At 67.8% G+C, this 21259-nt stretch carries 19 protein-coding genes; 8 read left to right on the top strand and 11 right to left on the bottom strand.

The window, feature by feature from the left end; genetic code table 11:
* Nucleotides 1-83: 83 nt before the first annotated feature.
* A complete protein-coding gene (locus K3A85_RS15045; RefSeq protein WP_225207321.1) occupies nt 84-1019 on the top strand; it encodes an NAD(P)H-dependent flavin oxidoreductase in 936 nt (311 codons plus the stop codon).
* Between the two features lie 4 nt (nt 1020-1023).
* Here the strand turns inward: K3A85_RS15045 and K3A85_RS15040 are convergent, their stop codons facing one another.
* Nucleotides 1024-2073, bottom strand: a complete 1050-nt coding sequence (locus K3A85_RS15040) for an NAD(P)-dependent alcohol dehydrogenase (protein WP_225207320.1) — start codon at nt 2071-2073, stop codon at nt 1024-1026.
* A 127-nt stretch (nt 2074-2200) separates the two neighbouring features.
* Here K3A85_RS15040 and K3A85_RS15035 point away from each other — a divergent pair, with 127 nt between their 5' ends.
* On the top strand, nt 2201-2992 hold the full coding sequence (locus tag K3A85_RS15035) for an SDR family oxidoreductase (protein WP_225207319.1): 792 nt from the start codon (nt 2201-2203) through the stop codon (nt 2990-2992).
* A 61-nt stretch (nt 2993-3053) separates the two neighbouring features.
* Here K3A85_RS15035 and K3A85_RS15030 read toward each other — a convergent pair whose 3' ends face one another.
* A complete protein-coding gene (locus tag K3A85_RS15030; RefSeq protein WP_225207318.1) occupies nt 3054-3623 on the bottom strand; it encodes an SEL1-like repeat protein in 570 nt (189 codons plus the stop codon).
* Nucleotides 3624-3682: 59 nt separating this feature from the next.
* Nucleotides 3683-5494, bottom strand: coding sequence for an acyclic terpene utilization AtuA family protein (locus K3A85_RS15025; protein ID WP_225207317.1), 1812 nt, complete (start codon nt 5492-5494; stop codon nt 3683-3685).
* A 204-nt stretch (nt 5495-5698) separates the two neighbouring features.
* On the opposite strand from K3A85_RS15025, the gene K3A85_RS15020 reads away from it, so the two are divergent.
* The 6 genes from K3A85_RS15020 (at nt 5699) to K3A85_RS14995 (ending at nt 13479) form a co-directional block, all read left to right on the top strand.
* Entirely contained in the window at nt 5699-6790 is a 1092-nt protein-coding gene (locus K3A85_RS15020; protein WP_225207316.1) for an acyl-CoA dehydrogenase family protein, read from the top strand.
* The gene (locus tag K3A85_RS15015; RefSeq protein ID WP_225207315.1) at nt 6787-7992 is read left to right on the top strand and encodes an acyl-CoA dehydrogenase family protein; all 1206 of its coding nucleotides are present in this window, start codon (nt 6787-6789) and stop codon (nt 7990-7992) included. The genes K3A85_RS15020 and K3A85_RS15015 overlap by 4 nt, the downstream gene beginning before the upstream one ends.
* Before the next feature lie 84 nt (nt 7993-8076).
* Nucleotides 8077-9057: an NAD(P)H-dependent flavin oxidoreductase gene (locus K3A85_RS15010; RefSeq protein ID WP_225207314.1), complete on the top strand. Its 981-nt coding sequence runs from the start codon at nt 8077-8079 to the stop codon at nt 9055-9057.
* The gene (locus K3A85_RS15005; RefSeq protein WP_225207313.1) at nt 9054-9836 is read left to right on the top strand and encodes an SDR family oxidoreductase; all 783 of its coding nucleotides are present in this window, start codon (nt 9054-9056) and stop codon (nt 9834-9836) included. Before K3A85_RS15010 ends, K3A85_RS15005 begins: the two co-directional genes overlap by 4 nt.
* A gap of 19 nt (nt 9837-9855) precedes the next feature.
* Nucleotides 9856-11904 (top strand): 3-hydroxyacyl-CoA dehydrogenase NAD-binding domain-containing protein, encoded by a 2049-nt coding sequence (locus K3A85_RS15000; RefSeq protein WP_225207312.1) that lies wholly within the window; start codon nt 9856-9858, stop codon nt 11902-11904.
* A gap of 108 nt (nt 11905-12012) precedes the next feature.
* A complete protein-coding gene (locus K3A85_RS14995; RefSeq protein WP_225207311.1) occupies nt 12013-13479 on the top strand; it encodes an ArnT family glycosyltransferase in 1467 nt (488 codons plus the stop codon).
* A gap of 12 nt (nt 13480-13491) precedes the next feature.
* Here the strand turns inward: K3A85_RS14995 and K3A85_RS14990 are convergent, their stop codons facing one another.
* The 8 genes from K3A85_RS14990 to K3A85_RS14955 all read right to left on the bottom strand — a co-directional run bounded on the left by K3A85_RS14990 (nt 13492) and on the right by K3A85_RS14955 (nt 21190).
* On the bottom strand, nt 13492-14022 hold the full coding sequence (locus tag K3A85_RS14990; protein WP_225207310.1) for a VOC family protein: 531 nt from the start codon (nt 14020-14022) through the stop codon (nt 13492-13494).
* Nucleotides 14019-15467, bottom strand: a complete 1449-nt coding sequence (locus tag K3A85_RS14985; RefSeq protein ID WP_225207309.1) for a dihydrolipoamide acetyltransferase family protein — start codon at nt 15465-15467, stop codon at nt 14019-14021. Before K3A85_RS14985 ends, K3A85_RS14990 begins: the two co-directional genes overlap by 4 nt.
* Before the next feature lie 13 nt (nt 15468-15480).
* Nucleotides 15481-16494 carry an alpha-ketoacid dehydrogenase subunit beta gene (locus K3A85_RS14980; RefSeq protein WP_225207308.1) on the bottom strand — a complete coding sequence of 338 codons (1014 nt, stop codon included), beginning with the start codon at nt 16492-16494 and terminating at the stop codon, nt 15481-15483.
* Between the two features lie 16 nt (nt 16495-16510).
* The gene (locus K3A85_RS14975; RefSeq protein ID WP_225207307.1) at nt 16511-17482 is read right to left on the bottom strand and encodes a thiamine pyrophosphate-dependent dehydrogenase E1 component subunit alpha; all 972 of its coding nucleotides are present in this window, start codon (nt 17480-17482) and stop codon (nt 16511-16513) included.
* 13 nt (nt 17483-17495) lie between these two features.
* Nucleotides 17496-18710 (bottom strand): acyl-CoA dehydrogenase family protein, encoded by a 1215-nt coding sequence (locus K3A85_RS14970; protein ID WP_225207306.1) that lies wholly within the window; start codon nt 18708-18710, stop codon nt 17496-17498.
* 8 nt (nt 18711-18718) lie between these two features.
* The gene (locus K3A85_RS14965) at nt 18719-19870 is read right to left on the bottom strand and encodes a thiolase family protein (RefSeq protein WP_225207305.1); all 1152 of its coding nucleotides are present in this window, start codon (nt 19868-19870) and stop codon (nt 18719-18721) included.
* Nucleotides 19867-20274: a Zn-ribbon domain-containing OB-fold protein gene (locus tag K3A85_RS14960; protein WP_225207304.1), complete on the bottom strand. Its 408-nt coding sequence runs from the start codon at nt 20272-20274 to the stop codon at nt 19867-19869. Before K3A85_RS14960 ends, K3A85_RS14965 begins: the two co-directional genes overlap by 4 nt.
* 145 nt (nt 20275-20419) lie before the next feature.
* Entirely contained in the window at nt 20420-21190 is a 771-nt protein-coding gene (locus K3A85_RS14955) for a helix-turn-helix transcriptional regulator (RefSeq protein WP_225207377.1), read from the bottom strand.
* Nucleotides 21191-21259 lie beyond the last annotated feature (69 nt).

The raw sequence follows: 21259 nt of genomic DNA, 5'->3' as shown, positions 1-21259 counted from the left end.
CCGGATGGAGCAATAACTTTCGTTTGCTGAAATGTCTCTAAACGAGAATTGATTGGGCGGTTGATTAAGGGCAGGACAGGCGCATGTTCGAGCACCTTTCCGCCCCGCTGATGTGCGCGCCGATGAGCATCGCCTCCTCGGTCGAGCTTGCCACCGCCTGCGCCCGGGCCGGCGTGATCGCCGGCTGGCAGGGCGGCACCTACACGCAGATGGACGAGTTCGAGCGCTATCTTTCGGCGCTTGCGGCGCAGCCCGGGCCGGGTCCCGCCATCGTCAACCTGCCCGCGCGGATCGCCACCGAACCGACCGGGCCGGCCAAGCTCGACCTGCTCGAGCAGCACCGCGTGCCGCTGGTGCTGACCAGCCTCGGCGATCCCTCGGCGGTGGTCGAGCGGGTGCATGGCTGGGGTGGCCGGGTAATCCAGGACGTGACGACCATGCGCCATGCCGAAAAGGCGATCGCGGTCGGTGTCGACGGACTTATGGTTACCTGCTCGGGCGCGGGCGGACACACCGGGTTCCTCACTCCGCTGGCTTTCGTGCCGGCGGTGCGGCGGATCTGGGACGGGCTGCTGATCGTGGCCGGCGGGATCGCCGACGCCGCAGGCATGGCCGGCGCGCTGGCGCTGGGCGGCGATATCGCCTGCATGGGCACGCGCTTCATCGCGACGCCCGAGAGCGGCGTGGTCGAAGGGCACCGCCGCCACATCGAACGCGCCGGGGTGGACGGGATCGTCGTTTCGGCGGCGATCAATGGCGTGCCCGCCAACTGGATCCGGGATTCGCTGGCCGAAGCCGGGCTCGACGAGATGACGATCCGCTCGCCCGGCAAGGTCGACTTGCCCGAAGGGCTGGTGGGCTGGCGCGATACGTTCAGCGCCGGGCAGAGCGTGGGGCTGATCGACGGGGTCGAGCCGGTGGCCGGGCTTGTCGCGCGGCTGGCCGCAGAATTCGCCGCGCGCATCCCCGGCGACGGCTGGCGCAAGCGCCTTGCCGCCGTCGAGGCCGGCTGGGGCTGAACCTTCAGGCGGGGGCGAGCGTGGCCATGTCGATGACGAAGCGGTACTTCACGTCGGCGCGCTCCATCCGCTCGAAAGCGTGGTTGATCTCGTCCATGCGGATCATCTCGATTTCGGGCAGGACCTGATGTTCGGCGCAGAAATCGAGCATCTCCTGCGTTTCGGGAATGCCCGCCACGCCCGAGCCGGAAACGGCGCGGCGGCCGCCGAGCAGCAACCCGGTATGCAGTTCGGGCATCATGTCGATCATGCCGACGATGCAAAGCGTGCCGTTGCGATCGAGCAGGAACAGGTACTTGGTCACGTCGTGGCGGACGGGCACGGTGTCGAGCACGAAATCGAACCGGCGCGTGGCGGCGCGCATCGCGTCCTTGTCGCTCGACAGCAGGACCTCGTCGGCGCCAAGCAGCTGCGCATCGGCGACCTTCGAGGGCGAGCCGGTGATCATCGTGACGTGGGCGCCCAGCGCTTTCGCAAACTTGACGCCGAGGTGGCCCAGGCCGCCGAGACCGATTACCGCGACGCGCGTGCCCGGACCGACCTTCCAGTGGCGCAAGGGCGACCAGGTGGTGGCGCCGGCGCAGAGCAGCGGGGCGGCGGCGGCCATGTCGAGATTGTCGGGCACGCGCAGCACGTAGGGTTCGGCAACGACGATGTCGGCCGAATAGCCGCCGTAGGTCGGGCTGCCGTCGTGGCGGTCCTTGCCGTTGTAGGTGCCGGTGTTGCCCTTTTCGCAATACTGCTCGTCGCCGCGCGTGCAGGCATCGCAAGTGCGGCAGGAATCGACCACGGTGCCCACCGCCACCCGGTCGCCCGGAGCGAACCTGGTGACGCCTGCGCCGACCGCGCTGACGATGCCGACGATTTCATGGCCCGGGACGGCGGGGTAGACCGTGCGACCCCAGTCGTTGCGCGCGGTGTGCAGATCGGAATGGCACACGCCGCAATGGGTGATGCGGATCGCCACGTCCTCGTCGCGCAGCGCGCGGCGTTCGATCGTCAGCGGGGCCATTCCCGAATCCGGCGCGGTCGCGCCCCAGGCAGCAGTCGACATGCTCGTTCTCCCGTTTCGCGCCGCGCGGGCGCGTTGCAGGTTGCAACGTATAACACGCCGAGGATTTGGCCAGCCCGCGATGGCGGGTGAGGCGGCAAAACGGTTCCATTGCAGGAGAGGAAGCACAATGAAGATCGACAGTTCGGTTTCCGCGGTCGTCACCGGGGGTTCGTCGGGCCTTGGCCGCGCCAGCGCCGAAGCGCTTGCCGGGGCAGGCGCCAAGGTCGCCATCTTCGATATCAACGAGGACTGGGGCCAGAAGGTCGCCGCCGAGATCGGCGCGACGTTCGTCAAGGTGGACATCACCAGCGAGGAGTCGGTGATCGCAGGCTTCGAAGCCGCGCGCGCGGCTAACGGGCAGGAGCGCGTGCTGGTGCACTGCGCGGCGACGATGAAGGGCGGCAAGACGCTTGCCTGGGATCGCGAGAAGGGCGCCTACAAGCGCTTTTCGACCGAGGACTACACCTATTCCGCGCACGGCGTGCTGATCGCGAGCTATCGCCTCGCTTCGCTGTCGGCGTTGGGCATGGCGAGCCTCGAGCCGCTCGAGGACGGCGAGCGGGGAGTGATCACGCTGACCGCCTCGGTCGCGGCGCAGGACGCGCAGATCGGGCAGATCGCCTATGGCTCGCTGAAGGCGGGCGTGAATGGCCTCGTCCTGCCGATGGCGCGTGACCTGATGGACATCGGCATCCGCGTCAATTCGATCATGCCGGGCATCTTCGCCACGCCGCCGATGCTGGCGGTGAAGGACCGCGCACCGGCGATCTTCGAAGGACTGGAACGTTCGGTGCCGTTCCCCAAGCGGCTCGGCCGCCCGCCCGAGTTCGGCAGCCTTGTGCTCGAACTCGTGCGCAACGGCTACTTCAACGGGCAGAACCTGCGCCTCGACGGCGCGATCCGCATGCCGCCGAAGTAAGCGAGGAAAGGGGCTGCGCAACGCAAGCGGCGCGGCCCCGGCTCCTGCCTGCCGATGGCGCTCAGTCGGCGACCAGGCCCTTGGCGAGCCAGGCTGCGTGGAGGTCCGTGGCGACCTGGTCGCCGCCGGTCTCGGCGCGCTTGATCCACTTGAGCGCGGCCTCGGGGTCCTTGTCGACGCCGCGGCCCGCCATGTAGAGCTGGGCGAGGATGCGCATGGCGATCGGGCTGCGCTGGCGCTCGCCGGTGGGGGTGACGGTGTCGCCGAACCCGATCCGCGAGCTGCGCACCGCCTGGGTCATCATCGTGCGCCCGCCGAGCGAGCTCGACGTCTTGATCGGATCGCCGACCATCACCGCCAACACGCCGAGCACCTTGGCGAAGTCGACCGGCCTGTTCGCCATGTGGCTTTGCACCAGGCGCAGGCCGGCATCGTTGCTTCCCGCCTCGAACCAGCAGCGCACCGCCGTCTCCTGCTCGGGCGAGAGCACCACCGCAGGGTCGGCAGGGTAGGGGGTGTTGGGGCAGTCGTCGCCGGGCATGCGGACCGGGCCGGGGCGGAACTGCGCGTGGAGCGGGGTGGCCGCGAGGAGTGCGGCGAACAGGCCGAGACGGACGAACGTGCGTGTCATGATGGAAAACCTTCCGGTTCGATCGAGCCGTGACGAGGAGTGCAGCAAAAGCCCGCGCCTCACAAGCGGGCGCCCTGGGACACGAGCCGCGCCGGAACCTTGACCGGCATGTCGAGCAACTGCTGCGCCTTGCCCTTGGCGAGGGGGTCGAGGCGCAGGGAGGAGAACTGCCCGCCGCCCAGGGCATCGAGGAAGTGGAGGTTTACCGCATCGAGGCCGGGCAGGTCGTAGCGCAGCACGGCAGGGTTGGCGCCGCCTTCGAATTCGTGCGCGAACCATTTGAGCATGGCATCGGGCGAAAGCGCCGCGCGGATCCACGGCAGCGCCTCGGGCTTGCGGGCGATGACGCCGATGTTGAAGGCATCTCCCTTGTCGCCGCTGCGGCCCCAGGCGACCTCGACCAGCGGGACTTCGACGAGCTCTTCGCCGCGCGCATCGGGTTCGGCGGGCGGGACGGGGCGTTCGATGGCGGACGCATCGAAGACGGGGGTGGGGACGGGTTCGGTCAGGGTTTCCTGGGCCTCGCCCAGCGTGATGGTGACGGGCACGGCATCGCGGGCAATGGCGACCGAGAACACGCGGAACACCGGGGTGACTTGCGCGCGGGCGCCGAACCAGCCGGCGGTGCCGACCGACATCGAGGTGGTGGGGCTGTCGAATTCGCGCAGGAAGGGTTTGAAGGCCTCTTCCTCGTCGTGCTCGGCGGCGAGCTTGTAGACCACTTCGCGCGTATCGGTGTTGCGCGCGTTGGCGCCGTAGCTCGATTCCGCGCCGATCAGTTCGATGCGGCTGGCGCGATAGGGGCCCATGTTGCGATCGCGCAGCATGCGGTTGCAGCGCGCGAGCACCGCTTCGGCCTGGCGCTGCGCCTTCTTCGCGGCATCGCGACCGACCAGCGCCATGAAGCCGATGCAGCGGAAGCCATCGGCCCAGGTGACGCAGACCTTGTACTTGCCGGTGGGCGCTCGGCCAATCGAGCCGGTGACGCGCACGCGGTTTTCGCCGACCTGTTCGAGGCGGACTTGCGTGAAATCGCAGGCGACGTCCGGCAGCAGATAGGCCTGCGGGTCGCCGACTTCGTAGAGGATCTGTTCGGCGACGACCGCCTTGTTGACGAGGCCGCCGGTGCCTTCGGGCTTGGTGACGACGAAGCTGCCGTCGGCGTGCATTTCGACGATGGGATAGCCGATGTTCTCCCAGTCGGGCACGTCCTCCCAGTCGGTGAACAGCCCGCCCGATCCTTGCGCGCCGCATTCGATCACGTGGCCGGCAAGGCTGGCCTGCGAAAGCTTGTCGTAGTCGGTGGGCGCCCAGCCGAATTCGTGGATGCAGATGCCGAGCGTGAGCGCGGAATCGACGCAGCGGCCGGTGATGACGACATCGGCGCCCATCGCCAGCGCCCGGGCGATCGGGCCGCCACCGAGGTAGGCGTTGGCGGTGATGATCTTGTCACGCGGCGGGAAGGGCGCGTGGGTGAACATCTCGCTCTGGTCGGCGATGTCGTCGAGACGGCCGAGCATGTCGTCGCCTTCGACATAGGCGATCTTGAAATCGGGGTAGCCCGCTTCGGCCGCGATCGCCTGCATCCGCGCGACGCAGGCCTTGGGGTTCACGCCGCCGGCGTTGGTGACAATCTTCGTGCCGGTGGCCTTGAGCGCAGCAAGGTTGTCCTTCCACACCCACTCGGTGAAATCGCTGGCATAGCCGAGATCGGCGCGGTGGCGCTTCATGCTGCCCAGCGCGGACATCGTCGCCTCGGCGAGGTAGTCGAGGATCAGGTAGTCGCAGCCGCCGGCGATGAGCTGGGCAGGCGCGACGCTCGAATCGCCGAAGAAGGCGCAGGCGCCGCCGATGCGCACGGTTCTGGTCACGGTGATCCTCTCTCGGTGCTTGTTTAACCGATGGATTAACACGGTGCGAGGCGGTGGCAACCCGTTAGTGCAGGACAGGCGGCGGAGGCGATTTCCCCGCTTGCCTTGCCCGGGCTTCCGGTCCAGTTTAATGGGGCGATTAAACAAATCGCCGCGCCGGGGCCAAACCGGCGTCCGGCATTGCAGGGACAGGAAAACGCAAGGATGTCGATCCTTTACGACGAGGGGCAGCAGGCTATCGCGACCGAATCGCGGCGCGTTCTGGAAGCCCGGGCGAGCAAGGACCGCTTGCTCAAGCTGCTGACGACGACGGGCGAAGTGGACAAGCCGTTCTGGGATACGGCGGTCGAGCAGGGCTGGACCGGCCTTGCCATCCCCGAAGAGCACGGCGGGCTGGGCCTGAGCCTTGCCGAGCTGGGCCTGGTGGCGCAGCAGGCGGGCGCGGTGATCGCCGGCGCGCCCTATCTGACCGTGGGCTATGGCGCTTCGCAGGCGCTGGTGGCGAGCGGCGTTGCCGAGGCGCAGGCCGCGTGGCTGCCGAAGCTGGCGGCGGGCGAAGCGATCGGTACCGTGGCCTTTGCCGAAGGTACCGCGCCGCTGCCGGCCAACCCCAAGGTGACCTTCGCCGACGGCAAGCTGACCGGCACCAAGCCGGGCGTGACCGCAGGGATCACCGCCGACGTCGCTGTCGTGCTGGCGAGCCATCAGGGCAAGCCGGCGCTGGTGCTGGCCGAGCTTGCGGGCGTGACGCGCAACGCGATCGACAGCTACGACAACACCCGGCTCTATGCTGACCTGGTGTTCGACGGCACGCCGGCGACGCTGCTCGTCGAAGGCGAGGCGGCATCGACGCTGGCGCTCGACCTGCTCGCCCGCATGGCGGTGGTGACGGCGCACGAACAGACCGGCGCTGCCGAAGCGCTGCTGTTCACCGCGCGCGACTACGCGCTGACGCGCAAGGCCTTCGGCCAGCCGATCGGCGCGTTCCAGTCGGTCAAGCACCGCATTGCCGAGCTTTACGGCTTCGTCGAGATCGCGCGGGCCAACTGCATCCACGCCGCCGCGAGCGAGGGCAAGGCGAACTTCCTGGTCGCCGCCGCCGACGCGCGGATTTCGGCGACCGACGCCTATGACACCGCCGCGCGCGATACCGTGCAGATCCACGGCGGCATCGGCGCCACGTGGGAAGGCGGCCTGCACCTGCACATGCGCCGCGCGCGCAGCCTTGCCGTCGAGCAGGGCAACCTGATGTTCTGGGAAGACCTTCTGGTGGATCACCTGGGAGAAGCGGCATGACCGATTTCGAAGCCTACCGCGCCAGCGCGCGCGAATTCCTCGAATCCGTGGCCGGCGAGTTCGGCAAGGACGCCCGGCGCGGACTGGACGTGGAGCAGGACCTGGCGCTTGGCCGTCGCTACATGGCGACCAAGTACGACGCCGGGTTCGGCGGGATCAGCTGGCCCAAGGAATATGGCGGGCAGGGGCTGACCCACACCCACAAGCTGATCTTCGACACCGAGGAAGCCAAGTATTCGATGCCGGTGGTCTATTTCGGCATTTCGCTGGGCATGCCGGTGCCGATCCTGATGCATTACGGCCAGGACAAGGACTTCGTGAAGGAGCGCATCGTCAAGGCGCTGCGCGGCGAGGAAATCTGGTGCCAGCTGTTCTCCGAACCTTCGGGCGGATCGGACCTTGCAGGGCTGCGCACCCGCGCCGAAGTCGACGGCAACGGCTGGCGGCTCAACGGGCAGAAGCTGTGGACCAGCTGGGCGCAGTATTGCGACTATGGCGTGATCGTGGCGCGCACCGATCCCACCGCGCAGAAGCACAAGGGCCTGACCTACTACTGGGTCGACATGAAGGCGCCCGGCGTCGAGGTGCGGCCGGTGAAGCTGGCGGCGGGGGACAGCCACGTCAACGAAGTGTTCTTCGACGACGTGCGCCTCGAAGACAGCCAGCGGATGAGCCCGGTGGGCGGCGGCTTCGCCGTGGCGATGCACACGCTGATGATCGAGCGCTACATCGCGACCGACAGCGCCGGCTTCGGCCCGCCGCTCGACGTGTTCGTCGAACTGGCCAGGACCACCGACTACAACGGCCGCCCCGCCATTTCCGATGGTCGCATCCGGTCGCAGATCGCGCGCAACCACGCGATGCGCGCAGGGCTGGAATCGATCACCGCGCGCGCCATGCTGATGATGCAGGCGGGCATGGAAGCGGGGCCGGAAGGTTCGCTCAACAAGCTTGTCGCCGTGCGCAGCCGGCAGCGGCTGTCGGAGCTGGCGATGGACCTCAAGGGCCAGTCGGGCTTCGCCTACAGCGAGCACAACTCCCCGCGCGAGGATTGGACCAACAGCTGGATCAGCGCCCCCACCGGCCGCATCGCCGGCGGCGCGGACGAGATGCTGCTCAACACCATTGCCGAGCGCATCCTCGGGCTGCCGCAGGATCATCGTCCGGACAAGGGCGTGCCGTTCAACCAGATCCCGGCCTGACGCGCCGGCAAGGTCTTGCCCGTCGCCTTTGAGGGAAGGCGGCGGGCATCCCTTTTTCTAGAAGCTTCGAGGGGGGCATTGCCCATGGCTTTCAAGACCCGCATCACCGAAATGCTCGAGATCGAGCATCCGATCGTCCAGGGCGGCATGATGAACGTCGGCACCGCCGAGATGGCTTCGGCCGTGTCGAATGCGGGCGGGCTCGGCATCGTCACCGCGCTGACCCAGCCGTCCCCTGAAAAGCTGCGCGAGGAAATCGAGCGCACGCGGAGCATGACGAGCAAGCCCTTCGGCGTGAACATGACCGTGTTCCCGACGATCAATTCGCCCGACTACAAGGCCTATGCCCAGGCGATCATCGATGGCGGGGTGAAGGTGGTCGAAACTGCCGGCACCCCCGCCGTGCGCGAGATCTGGGAGCAGCTGAAGCCCCACGGCATCAAGATCCTGCACAAGTGCACCGCGGTGCGCCATGCCGTTTCGGCCGAGAAGGCGGGCGTGGACGTGATCTCGATCGACGGCTTCGAATGCGCCGGCCATCCGGGCGAGGACGACATTCCGGGCCTGATCCTGATCCCCGCCGCCGCCGACAAGGTGAAGATCCCGCTGCTGGCGAGCGGTGGCTTCGGCGACGGGCGGGGGCTGGTCGCGGCGCTGTCGCTGGGGGCCGAAGGCATCAACATGGGCACGCGCTTTTGCGCCACGGTCGAAGCGCCGGTGCACGACAACGTCAAGCAGGCCTATATCGACAACGACGAGCGCGGCAGCCACCTGATCTTCCGCAACTTCAAGAACACCGCGCGCGTGGGCAAGAGCGCGGTTTCGGACGAAGTCGTGCGCCGTCTGGCCCAGCCGGGCGCGGTGTTCGAGGACGTGCGCGAACTGGTCGCGGGCACCGCGGGCAAGGAGCTGCTCGAAACCGGCGACCTGTCGAAGGGTGTGTTCTGGGCCGGCATGATCCAGGGCCTGATCCACGACATCCCGACCTGCCAGGTGCTGATCGACCGGATCATCGCCGAGGCCGAAGGCATCATCGAGGGCCGCCTGCAGGGCTTCCTGAAATGAAGATCGACACCAGCATCGCGGCGGTGGTGACGGGCGGGGCCTCGGGCCTTGGCCGCGCAACCGTCGAGGCGCTGGCGGCGGCGGGCGCGAAAGTCGCGATCTTCGACCTGAGCGAGGAACTGGGCGCCGAGGTCGCCGCGGCGACCGGCGCGCTGTTCGTGAAGGTGGACGTGACCGACGAGGCTTCGGTCGAGGCGGGCTTTGCCACGGCGCGCGCTGCGCATGGTCAGGAGCGCGTGACCGTCCACTGCGCGATGGTCAACCGCAAGGGAAAGACCGTGGGCCGCAACCGCGAGACGGGTGCCTTCACGCGGTTTTCCAGCGAGGACTATGCCTTTGCCGTCCACGGCATCCTGACCGCGAGCTACCGCGTGGCGTCGCTGTCGGCGCTGGGCATGGCGGGGCTCGATCCGCTTGAGGACGGCGAGCGCGGCACGATCGTGCTGACCTCGTCGGCAGCGGCGCAGGATGCGCAAGTGGGGCAGGTCGCCTATGGCTCGGCCAAGGCGGGCGTTTCGGGCCTCGTGCTGCCGATGGCGCGCGACCTGATGGACCTCGGCATCCGGGTCAACGCGATCCAGCCGGGGATATTCAATACGCCGCTGCTTGCGCGCAACACGCAGAAGGTGCTGGACGGGCTGAACGCTTCGGTCCCGTTCCCCAAGCGCATGGGCAAGCCGGAGGAATTCGCCAGCTTCGCGATGGAGCTGGTGCGCAACACATACTTCAACGGGCAGAGCATCCGCCTCGACGGCGCGATCCGCATGGCCCCGCGATAAATACGAGAGGAACGTTTCAATGGGTCAGGTAGGCACCACCGAAGTCGTCGACGGCATCGGCATTCTCACCATCGACAATCCGCCGGTCAACGCGTTGAGCGCGGCGACGCGTCAGGCGCTGGCCGACGGCTTCGGCGAGCTGTTCGCCAACGACGAGGTCAAGGCGGTGGTGCTGATCTGCGCTGGCCGCACGTTCATCGCCGGGGCCGACATTTCCGAATTCGGCAAGGAAAGCTCAGGACCCGACCTTGCCACGGTGTTCAAGGCGATCGAGGACGGCAGCAAGCCGGTCGTCGCCGCGATCCACGGCACGGCGCTGGGCGGCGGCTACGAGACCGCGCTCGTCTGCCATTACCGCATCGCGGTGCCCTCGGCCAAGGTCGGCCTGCCCGAGGTGAACCTCGGCCTGCTGCCGGGCGCGGGCGGCACGCAGCGCCTGCCGCGCATCGTCGGCGTTCCGGCTGCGCTCGACATCATGACTGGCGGCAAGCCGATCGGCGCGAAGAAGGCGCTGGAACTCGGCATGATCGACGCGCTGGCCGAAGAGGGCAAGCTGCGCGAGGACGCGATTGCCTTCGCGAAGAAGCTGGTGGCCGATGGCGGTCCGCTGGTGCGGGTGCGCGACCGCCAGGAAAAGGTCGAGGAATCGCGCGGGAAGCCCGAAATCTACGCCGACTACCTCAAGGCCAATGCCCGCGCCTTCCGCGGCTTCAAGGCGCCGTTCAACATCGTCAAGGCGATCGAGGCTTCGGCCGAACTGCCCTTCGACGAAGGCATCGCGCGCGAACGCGAGCTGTTCCTCGAACTGGTGACCAGCACCGAGAGCGCGGCGCAGCGCTACTACTTCTTCGCCGAGCGCGAAGGCGCCAAGGTGCCCGACCTGCCCAAGGGCACGCCCGAGCGCGAGATCAAGAAGGTCGGCGTGATCGGCGCCGGCACGATGGGCGGCGGCATCACGATGAACTTCCTCAACGTGGGCATTCCGGTGACGCTGGTCGAAATGAACCAGGCAGCGCTCGACCGTGGCGTGGGCGTGATCCGCAAGAACTACGAGAACACCGCCGCCAAGGGCCGCATGACCGCCGAGCAGGTCGAACAGCGCATGGCGCTGATCACCCCGGTGCTCGGGCTCGAGGCGCTGGCGGACGTCGACCTCGTGATCGAGGCGGTGTTCGAGGAAATGGGCATCAAGAAGGACGTCTTCGGCAAGCTCGACGGCATCTGCAAAAAGGGCGCGATCCTCGCTTCGAACACCTCGTTCCTCGACCTCGACGAGATCGCTTCGGCGACCAGCCGCCCGCAGGACGTGGTCGGGCTGCACTTCTTCTCGCCCGCCAACGTCATGCGGCTGCTGGAAATCGTGCGCGGTGCCAAGACTGCGGACGACGTGCTGGCCACCGCGCTGAAGGTCGCCAAGACCATCGCCAAGGTGCCGGTCGTGTCGCGCGTCGGGCCCGGCTTCATCGCCAACCGCGTGATGGCGCCGCGCTCCTACGCCGCGAACGCGCTGGTGCTCGAAGGGCCGACGCCGGGCGAGATCGACGCCGCGATCTTCAACTACGGCTTCGCCATGGGCCCGTTCGCGATGACCGACCTTGTCGGCCTCGACGTGATCGGTCGCGGCAGCAACGAGCGCACGCTGTCGGGCGACCTCGTCAAGCTCGGCCGCCTCGGTCAGAAGTCGGGCGGCGGCTTCTACGACTACGACGAAAAGCGGAAAAGCTCGCCGAGCCCGGTGGCGGCGCAGGTGATCGCCGACTTCGCCAAGTACAAGGGCGTCGAGCCCAAGGGTTCGCTGAGCGAGCAGGAGATTGTCGCGCGGCTGCTCTACCCCGTGGTCAACGAAGGCGCCAAGGTGCTGGAAGAAGGCGTGGCGATCCGCGCGAGCGACATCGATGTCGCCTGCATCCTCGGCTACAACTGGCCGCTCTATACCGGCGGCCCGATGTTCTGGGGCGACACCGTCGGCCTTTCGAACGTGGTCGAGGGCCTCAAGGCCGCAGGGATCGAGCCGTGCAAGCTGCTGGTCGAGAAGGCGGCGAGCGGGGGCAGCTTCACCCGCGGGTAAGCGCCGGCGCGCAGTGACGGACAAGGGGGGAGGGGCGTTCCGCGCCGCTCCCCCTTTTTCATGCTTTGCTAACCATGTGGCAAGGCTTTGCCGCTATCGCGGCGAGCCATGGCCACGCTTCCGCCCCTTGCCTCGAGCCCGCCGCGCGCGCGCCTGCTGCCGCTTTCGGCCGACGCCTGGACGCTGCTGGCGATCGTCGCGGCCTCGCTGCTGCTGCGCATCTGGTGGTTCGGCAGCCCGGTGGTGGACCACGACGAGCAGTTCTATTCGCTGGTCGGGCGCGAGATGCTCGCCGGCAAGATCCCCTATGTCGACGTGTGGGACCGCAAGCCGATCGGGCTGTTCCTGATCTTTGCCGCGGCGCATGCGCTGCTGGGCGCTTCGAGCGCCGCCTACCTGATCATCGCCGAGCTTGCGGCGGTCGCGGGGGCCTGGCTGGTCTATCGCCTCGCCACGGTGCTGGCCGATGCCCGGACCGCGCGGGTGGCGGCGCTGCTCCACGTGATCGCGATGTTCACTTATGGCTGTCGCGGCGGGCAGGCCGAGCTGTTCTTCACCGTGCCTTGCCTTGCCATGACCTGGCTGCTGATCCGCCATCCGGGCTCGGTGCGCGCGATGGCGGTGGCGATGCTGCTGGGCGGGATCGCGATCCAGATCAAGTCGAGCGCGGCGCCGTTCTGCCTGGTGTTCGGCCTTGCGGTCCTGTTCGAGCGCTGGCGGCTGATGCGTTCGTGGCGTGCGCTGGCGGGCGAGGCGCTGCTCTATGGCACGTTGGGCCTGGCACCGACGCTGCTCGCGGTGCTGGTCTATGCCGCGCTCGGCCACCTCGATGCCTATCTCTATGCCAACTTCGTCTCGGTGTTCGACCGCCCGGTGGTGATGGGGCGCTGGTCGCCCAAGACCCCTGGGGTGATCGGGCCGATCGTGCTGGCGATCGCGAGCGGGGTCTGGGCCTTCTTCCGCACCGGCCGCAGCTATCCGCCGCGCGCGTACGCCATTGTCGCGGTGACCGCGCTGGGCACGCTCGCCGGCATCTATGCGACGCAGAACGTGCTGGCGCACTACTACGCCTTCCTCGTGCCCTGGGCGCTGCTGCTGGCGGTGCCGTTCATGGACCTGCGCGCGCGCGCGGGCCGGTGGGGTGCGGTGATGCTTTGCGCCGCCTTCGTGCTCGCCTCGAACGTGCCGGCGCGCCTGTCGGAAATGCGCGCCGACCGCGCGGGCTTTGCGAGGCTCGCCGCGCTGATCGGGCGCGACGGCCAGGCACGGGGGCTCTACGTGTTCACCGGGCCGGTGGAGCTCTACCCCGCGACCGGCAATGATGGCGGGCGCTATCCCTATCCGTCGCACCATTCGAACCAGCTCGAGATGGGCGGGCTCGGCATCGCGCAGCGCACGCTGGTCGAGCAGGCGCTGGCGCGCCACCCCGCCTTCATCCTCGCGCGCAAGGACTATGCCGAGTGGCCCGACGCGTTGACCGTGCCGCTGGTCGAGGCGACGCTGCAGCGCGACTATCGTCCGGTCGGGACCGCCTCGATCCTCGGCGACGACCTGGTGCTCTATCGTCGCCGCTGAGTACGCCGGGGTTCAGCCGAGCGTGCGCAACGGCTCGCTGCCGTCCCAGTCCTTGCCCGCGTCCTTGATCATCTGGAAGATGGCGTCGGCGCCGGTCATGTTCTGGAGGATTTCGACGACATGCCCGGGGCCGGCGCCCGGATCGACGTAGATCACCTCGCCGTCCTCGCCGACCTTGCCTTCGACGAGGATCTCGGCCCCGGCCTCGGCGCATACCGCGCGCGCTTCGGCGATGGAATCGACGAAGATGCAGACGTGGTGCAGCTGGTCGGTCACCGCATATTCGCCGGTGTAGATCGACGGTTCGCGGTTTTCCGGGCGGATGAGCTCAATCTGGACATCGCCCCAGTAGGCGATGGCGATGGAAAAGATCGCGCCCGTCGGCACGCCCTTGTACTTCGCTTCTCCCAGCGCGACGTTCTCCATCAGGTAGAACGGCCCTACGCCCATCGTCTGTGTCCAGTAGCGCAGGGCCGCGTCGAAGTCCGAGGGCAGGTAGGCGAGCTGGCCGACCGGCCCGAGCTGGTGGATCTTGCGGGTCATTGGAACAGCCCTTCGGGCGCTTCGATCAGGCCCTTCAGCGTCTGGAGAAACTGCGCGCCGGCCGCGCCGTCGATGGCGCGGTGGTCGACCGACATGGTGAACTGGATCCGGCTTTCGAAGCCGATGTCCCCGTTCGGCAGCTCGACCGCCACCTTGTTCACCCCGCCCACGGCGAGGATCGCGCCCTGCGGCGGGTTGATGATCGCATCGAACTGTTCGATCCCGAACATGCCGAGGTTGGAGACGGAGAACGTGCCGCCGTCCATGTCCTCGTAGCCCAGGCGGCCGGCCTGCGCCTTGTCGATCAGGGCGCGCGTGGCGGCCGCGATCTGGGCGATGTGCATACGGTCCGCCTGCCGCACGATCGGCGTGACCAGGCCCTTGGGACTGGCAACGGCGATGGCGACATCGGCATGCGGGAACACGTGGACGCTGTCACCATGCACCTGCACGTTGACGTCGGGGTGCCTGACCAGCGCCAGCGCCACCGCCTTGACCAGATAGTCGTTGATCGACGCTTTGACCCCGAGCACCATGTTGGCGGTCTTGCGCAGGGCGATCAGTTCGTCGACCGCGGCCGAGACGCGCAGGTAAAAGTGCGGGATCGTCTGCTTGGCTTCGGTCAGGCGCTTGGCAACGACCTTGCGCACCTTGTCGAAAGGCTGGACCTGCGGGCGGTTGTCCACCTGCTCGAACGGTGCGCCGAACACCGGGGCGCCGGCCGGAGCCTTCGGCTTCACCAGCGCCAGCACGTCGGCCTTGCTGATGCGGCCGCGCGGGCCGGTCCCGGCAAGGCCCGACAGGTCGATGCCGTTCTGCGCGGCGATGCGGCGCGCGAGCGGCGAAGCGAAGATCGCGCGGATCTCCTCCGGCAGCAGCGCCGCGCCGCGATAGCTGGCGGAGCGTTCGGGCTTCAGCGCCTGGGCGACATCCTGGTAGGTGATGCGCCCGTTGCGGCCCGACCCTTCGATCCCTTCGATGTCGACGCCTTCGGCTTCGGCAAGTTTGAGCGCTTCGGGGCTGATCGGACGGTTGGTGACGATCTTGATCGGCTGGCGCGCAGGGGCCGAGGCGGCTGGCGCAGCCGGGGCAGGGGTGGGCGCTTCGGCAGCTGCGCCCGCGCCGGCCTTGGCCGCGACGGCGGTGTCGGCAGGCTTGAAGGCTTCGACGAAGGCATCGACTTCGGCGTCGGTGGCGTCGGCATCGGCGAACACGGCGAGGAGGGCCCCCACCGGGTGCGCGTCATCCCCTGCGGGGACGAGCAGGCGCTTGAGCACCGCGTCGTATTCGGCCTCGACCTCGTTGGTGATCTTCGCGGTTTCGATCAGGCAAAGCGTCTGGCCCTTGGAAAAGGCCTCGCCTTCCTTGACCATCCACTCGGCGATGGTCCCCTCGGTCATCTCGATGCCCCACTTGGGCATGCAGAAGGGGCGTATATTGGCCATGGCGTTACGCTCCTCAGCGGTACGAGAGAACCTTGCGCACCGCCGCCTCGATCTTGTCGGCCGAGGGAAGGTAGGCAGATTCCAGCTCGCGCGCGAACGGGACGGGGGTGTGCGGCGGGTTGACCGCCTGCGGCGGCGCCTTGAGGCTGGCGAAGGCCTTGTTGGCGACGGTCGCGCAGATGTCGCTGGCGAGGCTGCAGCGCGGCGGCGCTTCGTCGACGACGACGAGGCGGCCAGTCACTTCGACCGAATCGAGGATCGTCTCCTCGTCGATCGGGCTGGTGGTGCGCAGGTCGATCACGTCGCAGCCGATGCCTTCGGCGGCGAGCTTGTCGGCCACCGCTTCGCAGAAGCCCAGCAGCAGGCCGGTCGAAACGATCGTCACGTCCTCGCCCGCGCGGCTGAGGCGCGCGTGGCCGAAGGGGATGGTGAAGTCCTTGTCGTCGGGCACGTCGCCGGTGACGCCGTAGAGCGCTTTGTGTTCGAGGAAGATCACCGGATCGTCGTCGCGGATCGCCTGGCGCAGCAGGCCCTTAACGTCGGCGGGCGTGCTGGGCATCACGACCTTGAGGCCGGGCATGCCGGTCAGCATCTGGTGGACCGCCTGGCTGTGCTGGGCGGCGGCGTTGTAGCCCGCGCCATAGGCCATGCGGATCACCGCCGGGCACTTGGTCTTGCCGCCGAACATGTAGCGGAACTTGCCGATCTGGTTCCAGATCTGGTCCAGCGAAACGCCGATGAAATCGGCGAACATCAGCTCGGCCACCGGACGCTTGCCCGACAGCGCAAGGCCCGCCGCCGCGCCGACGATGGCGCTTTCCGAAATCGGCGTGTCGATCACTCGGGCCGCGCCGAACTTGCCGAACAGGCCGGTCGAGGTCGACCAGATCCCGCCGATGGCTTCGGGGCCGCCGGGCGTGCCCATGCCGCCGACGACGTCTTCACCCAGCACGACGACGTTTTCGTCGCGCTCCATTTCCTCCGCGATCGTCGTCAGGACGGCGTCGCGATACATCATCTTGGTCATCGGTCCGCTCCCCGGCTCAGTACGAAATGTAGACGTCTTCGAGGACGTCTTGCGCGGTCGGGCGCGGGGCGGCCTTGGCCTGGCGAACCGATTCCTCGATTGCTTCGAGCACTTCGGCATCGAGCGCGTCGAGATCGGCGTGGTCGAGCAGCTTGGCCTCGGTCACGTTTCTGCGGAAGTTCTTGAGGCAGTCGCGCAGTTCGCGGATGCGGTCGAGCTCGCCCGGCCCGCGATAGCGCTGCGGATCGCCCTCGAAGTGGCCAAAGAAGCGTTCGGTGTCGAACTCCACTGCCGCCGGGCCGTTGCCGGCGCGCACGTAGTCGAGCACTTCGCGCATCGTCTCGTAGACCGAGAAGAAGTCGGTGCCGTCGCCGCGCCAGACCTTCATGCCGAACGCTTCGGCGCGGCTGGCGATGTCCTTCTGCGTGCCCACGGCATATTCGAAGCCGGTGTGCTCGGAATAGTGGTTGTTCTCGAACACGAAGATGCACGAGGCCTTGGTCACCACCGCCATGTTCATCGCTTCGAAGGTCGTGCCCTGGTTGCACGCGCCATCGCCCGAGAAGGTGATCGCCACCGCGCCCTTGCCGTCGAGCTTGCAGGCGATGCCCGCGCCGACCGCGATCGGGGCGCCGGCGCCGACGATGCCGTTCGCGCCGAGCATGCCCTTGTCGACGTCGGCGATGTGCATCGAACCGCCCTTGCCCTTGCACAGGCCCTCGCGGCTGCCCCAGATCTCCTTCATCATCCCGTTCACGTCGCAGCCCTTGGCGAGGCAGTGGCCGTGGCCGCGGTGGGTGGAGACGATCTTGTCGTCTTCGGTAAGGTGCTCGCACACGCCGACCGCGACGGCTTCCTGGCCGCAGTAGAGGTGGGTGAAGCCGGCGATCTCGCCGGTCTGGATATCCACGTGGAGCCGTTCCTCGAACTCCCGGATCACCTTCATCTGTCGATAGGCGCGCAATAGCGCCTCGCGGCTCAGCTGCATCCTGCTCTTTCCCTCACAGTCCGAGTACGGTCTTGGCGATGATGCCCGACTGCACTTCGTTGGTTCCACCAAAGATCGTCCACGCTCTCGAATTGAGATAGCGCGCCGCCGCGACCTGCGCTTCGCGGCCCTGCACCGGCTGGGGTGCATTGTCGCCGTAGAGCGGACGGATCGTGTCGAGCTGGAGCCCCGCAGCGCCCAGCGCATCGACCGCGAGCAGGTCGACGTCCTGGCGCAGGTTCGAGGCGAGCAGCTTGGTCAGCGAAGTCTGCGGTCCGGGCGGGCGGCCCTTGGCCACTTCCGACAGGATCTTGAGCTCGATCATCTCGAGCGCCTGGACTTCGAGCCGGACCTTGGCGACGCGGCGCTTCCAGTCGCGGTCGTCGGCGAGCGCCCCGCCGAAGCCGTCGTTCTGGCCTTGCGCGATCCGCTCGACCTGGTCGAGGTCGTAGCCGAGCTTGGGCGCATGGCACGAACCGCCGCGCTCGTTCTCGAGCAGGAACTTGGCGAGCTTCCAGCCGTCGCCTTCCTCGGCGACGCGGTTCTCGACCGGCACGACGACGTCCTCGAGGAACACCTGGTTGACCTCGTGGTCGCCGGCGAGCGTCAGGATTGGGCGGACCGAGACGCCGGGCCGGGTCATGTCGATCAGCAGGAAGCTGATGCCGGCCTGCTTCTTCACCTCGGGATCGGTGCGCACGAGCGTGAACATCATGTTCGCCCAGTGCGCGTGGGTGGTCCAGATCTTCGAGCCGTTGACGACGTAGTGGCTGCCGTCTTCGCTCAGCACCGCGCGGGTCTGCAGGCTGGCAAGGTCGGAGCCCGAGCCCGGTTCGGAGAAGCCCTGGCACCAGTAGTCCTCGCCCGAGAGGATGCGCGGCAGGTACTTCGCCTTCTGTTCGGGAGTGCCGAAGGTGTAGATCACCGGGGCGACGAGCTTGAGGCCGAGCACGGTGAGGTTGGGGGCGCCGGCGAGCGCGCATTCCTTCTCGAAGATGTAGCGCTGCACCGGGCTCCAGCCGGTGCCGCCGTGTTCCTTCGGCCACTGGTAGGCAAGCCAGCCCTTTTCGTTGAGCACGCGGTTCCAGTGCTGGCCGACGTCGGGCTCGACGAACACGGTGGGCGAGGCTGCGGCGCCGTCCTTGACTTCCGCCGGCAGGTTGGCGGCAAGGAACGCGCGCACTTCGTCGCGGAAGGCAAGGTCTTCGGGGGAAAGCTCGATGTCCATCGTGGGTCTTATCGCTCGAGGATGGTGACGGCCGAAACGCCCGGCGCGCCGTAGACATGGGTGTAGGCGGTGCGCGGCTCGCCGGGCACCTGGCGCCCGCCGCCCGCTCCGCGCAGCTGCACGACGTTCTCGTAGACCTGGCGCAGGCCCGAAGCACCGATCGGTTCGCCGCAGGCAAGGCAGCCGCCGTCGGTGTTGACCGGCAGCGCGCCGCCGATCTCGGTGCGGCCTTCGGCAAGCCAGGCTTCCTGATCGCCGTCCTTGCAGAAGCCGTTTTCGGCCATGTGCATGATCTCGGCGCCGGCCTCGGTGTCCTGCAGCTGGGCGATCGCGATGTCCTTCGGGCCGATCCCGGCCATCTCGAAGGCGGCGGCCGAGGCGATCTGCGTGGCGGTGGCGGTGCCGCCGCCGATCTCGACCGAGGGGGCGAAGACCTCAAAGCTCTTGGGCGGGCGCGTGCGCATGGCCGCGGCCTTCAACCGGATCAGCGGCTTGCCGAGCTCGCGCGCCTTCTTCTCGCTGGCCAGGATGAGCGCGACGCCGCCTTCGGCGGGCGAGCAGAACATGTACTTGCTGTAAGGATCGGAGACCATCGCGCCGTCGAGGATCTCTTCCAGCGCCACCGGTTCGCGCCGCCAGGCGTGGGGGGCGTGCACCGCGTTGCGGAACGCCTTCTCCGCGACCAGCCCCAGCGTGCGGCGGCTGATGCCGTGCAGGTGCATGTAGCGGGTGATCTTGTTGGCGAAGAACTGCGTGGTGACCATGTAGCCGGCATCGCCGTACCAGTCGGGCAGGTTGTATTCGGACGGCAGCGCGTTGAACGCGCCGCGCGGGTGCTTGTCGAAACCGACCGCGAGGCCGAGCTCGAACTCGCCCGACTTGATCGCCATCTGCGCCGAGAACAGCGCCGAGCCGCCCGCCGCACAGCCATTGCGGACATTGATAAACTGCATGCCCGTCAGGCCCAGTCGTTCGACCATCGTGTCGGGATTTCCCGCCGCGTCCGAGCCGCCATAGGCGAACTGGAGCTCTTCCCAGGCGACGCCTGCGTCGGCGAGCGCCGCGCGCACCGCGAACACGCCCTGGTCGAGCCCCGAGACGCCATCGGTGCGCCCGAACGGGTGGATGCCGATGCCGACGATGCAGACGTCGCCGCTCATGCTGCTGCTCCTGTGGTCTGGCCAAGGGGTTTGAAGGCGTGGATCAGCACGGGTTCGGGCGCATCGGGATCGAGCGGGACCAGCGTCAGCTCCAGCGGCATGCCGATGGCGATGTCCTCGAAGGCGACATCGACGATGCGGCTTTCGACGATCACTTCGCCGGGCAGCTCGACATAGCCGACCGCCCACGGCTGGAACGCCTCGGGCCCTGCATAGGGCGGGCTCTTGGGGCGGAAGCGCTGGATGGTGTAGGACCACAGCGTGCCGGTGCGCGACAAGGTGTGCGGCTGGTAGTCACCGCCGGGCGGGCAGGGGAACACGACGCGGCCGGTTTCGGGGTCGAGCCCGCCGATCAGGCGCGGTTCGGACTCGTTGGTCCAGATCCCTTCGGCGATAGCGCGCATTCCCGTCCCGATCCCGTTGTCGATTCCTTTAATGACGCCCTTAAAGCGCCACCGGGCAGGCGAGGACGACTCTGCAAAACGCTAGGGTTACACCTTTTGTCAGGTCGGAACCGTGACGGCCGCGCCGGCCCGTGCCGCGCCTCACTCAGCTGTTGAGCGAAATGTAGCCGAGCTGCGCCGCCTTGAAGACGGTCTGGCTGCGGTTGACCGCGTTGAGCTTCATCGAGGCGTTGTGGATGTGGAAGCGCACCGTGGCGCGGCTGCGGCCCATGATCATGCTGATCTCGAGGTCGGTCTTGCCGATCGCCGCCCAGCGCAGGCATTCGACCTCGCGCTTGGACAGGCGCGAGCCGGGCGGCAGCGCCTGGACCGAGCCCATCGCATGGACGTAGCTGGCGATGAAGGTGCGCGCATAGATGCCGAAGGCGTCGCCGTGGGCGAGGAACTCGTCGTCGAGCTCGGTCACGGTGGGATCGAGCGGGTTGAAGCTGACCGCGCCGATCTGGCCGAAGGGCAGGTGGACCGGCACCACGATCGCCGCGCGGGTCATCGCCCGGGTCTCGAAGTTGGTGAGGTCGATGGCGTTGAGGTAGTGGTTGGGCTGACGCGTGTGAAAGCCGTTGGCGTTGACCCAGAACGGCTCGCTTTCGAAGCGGCAGGCCGAGGTGATCGGCGAATCGAGCGCGATGCGCGAATTGCGCCACCACACCTTCTCGTCGTTCCAGCCGAACACGTCGTTGGCGAGAATGTTGCCGTCGGCGTCGACCGGCGTGCGCTTGTCGGCGATATCGTGGGCGGGGGCGGCGCGCATCCCGCACCCAAGGGCAATCGCGTGCAGGGCCTCGGCCGCGCGCCGCACGTCGGCGGGCCCGCCGATCCGCACCTGGTCGATCGATTCCACCGAAAGCACCCGCAAATCTCCCAATATTTTCGTTGCTCATAGGGGGCTTCGCGGGCCCGAACAATCGCCACGTTCCTGCAACCG

It is taken from the genome of Novosphingobium huizhouense (assembly GCF_020179475.1).
Classification (GTDB): Bacteria; Pseudomonadota; Alphaproteobacteria; order Sphingomonadales; family Sphingomonadaceae; genus Novosphingobium; species Novosphingobium huizhouense.
This window is presented reverse-complemented; position numbering and strand designations above follow the sequence as displayed.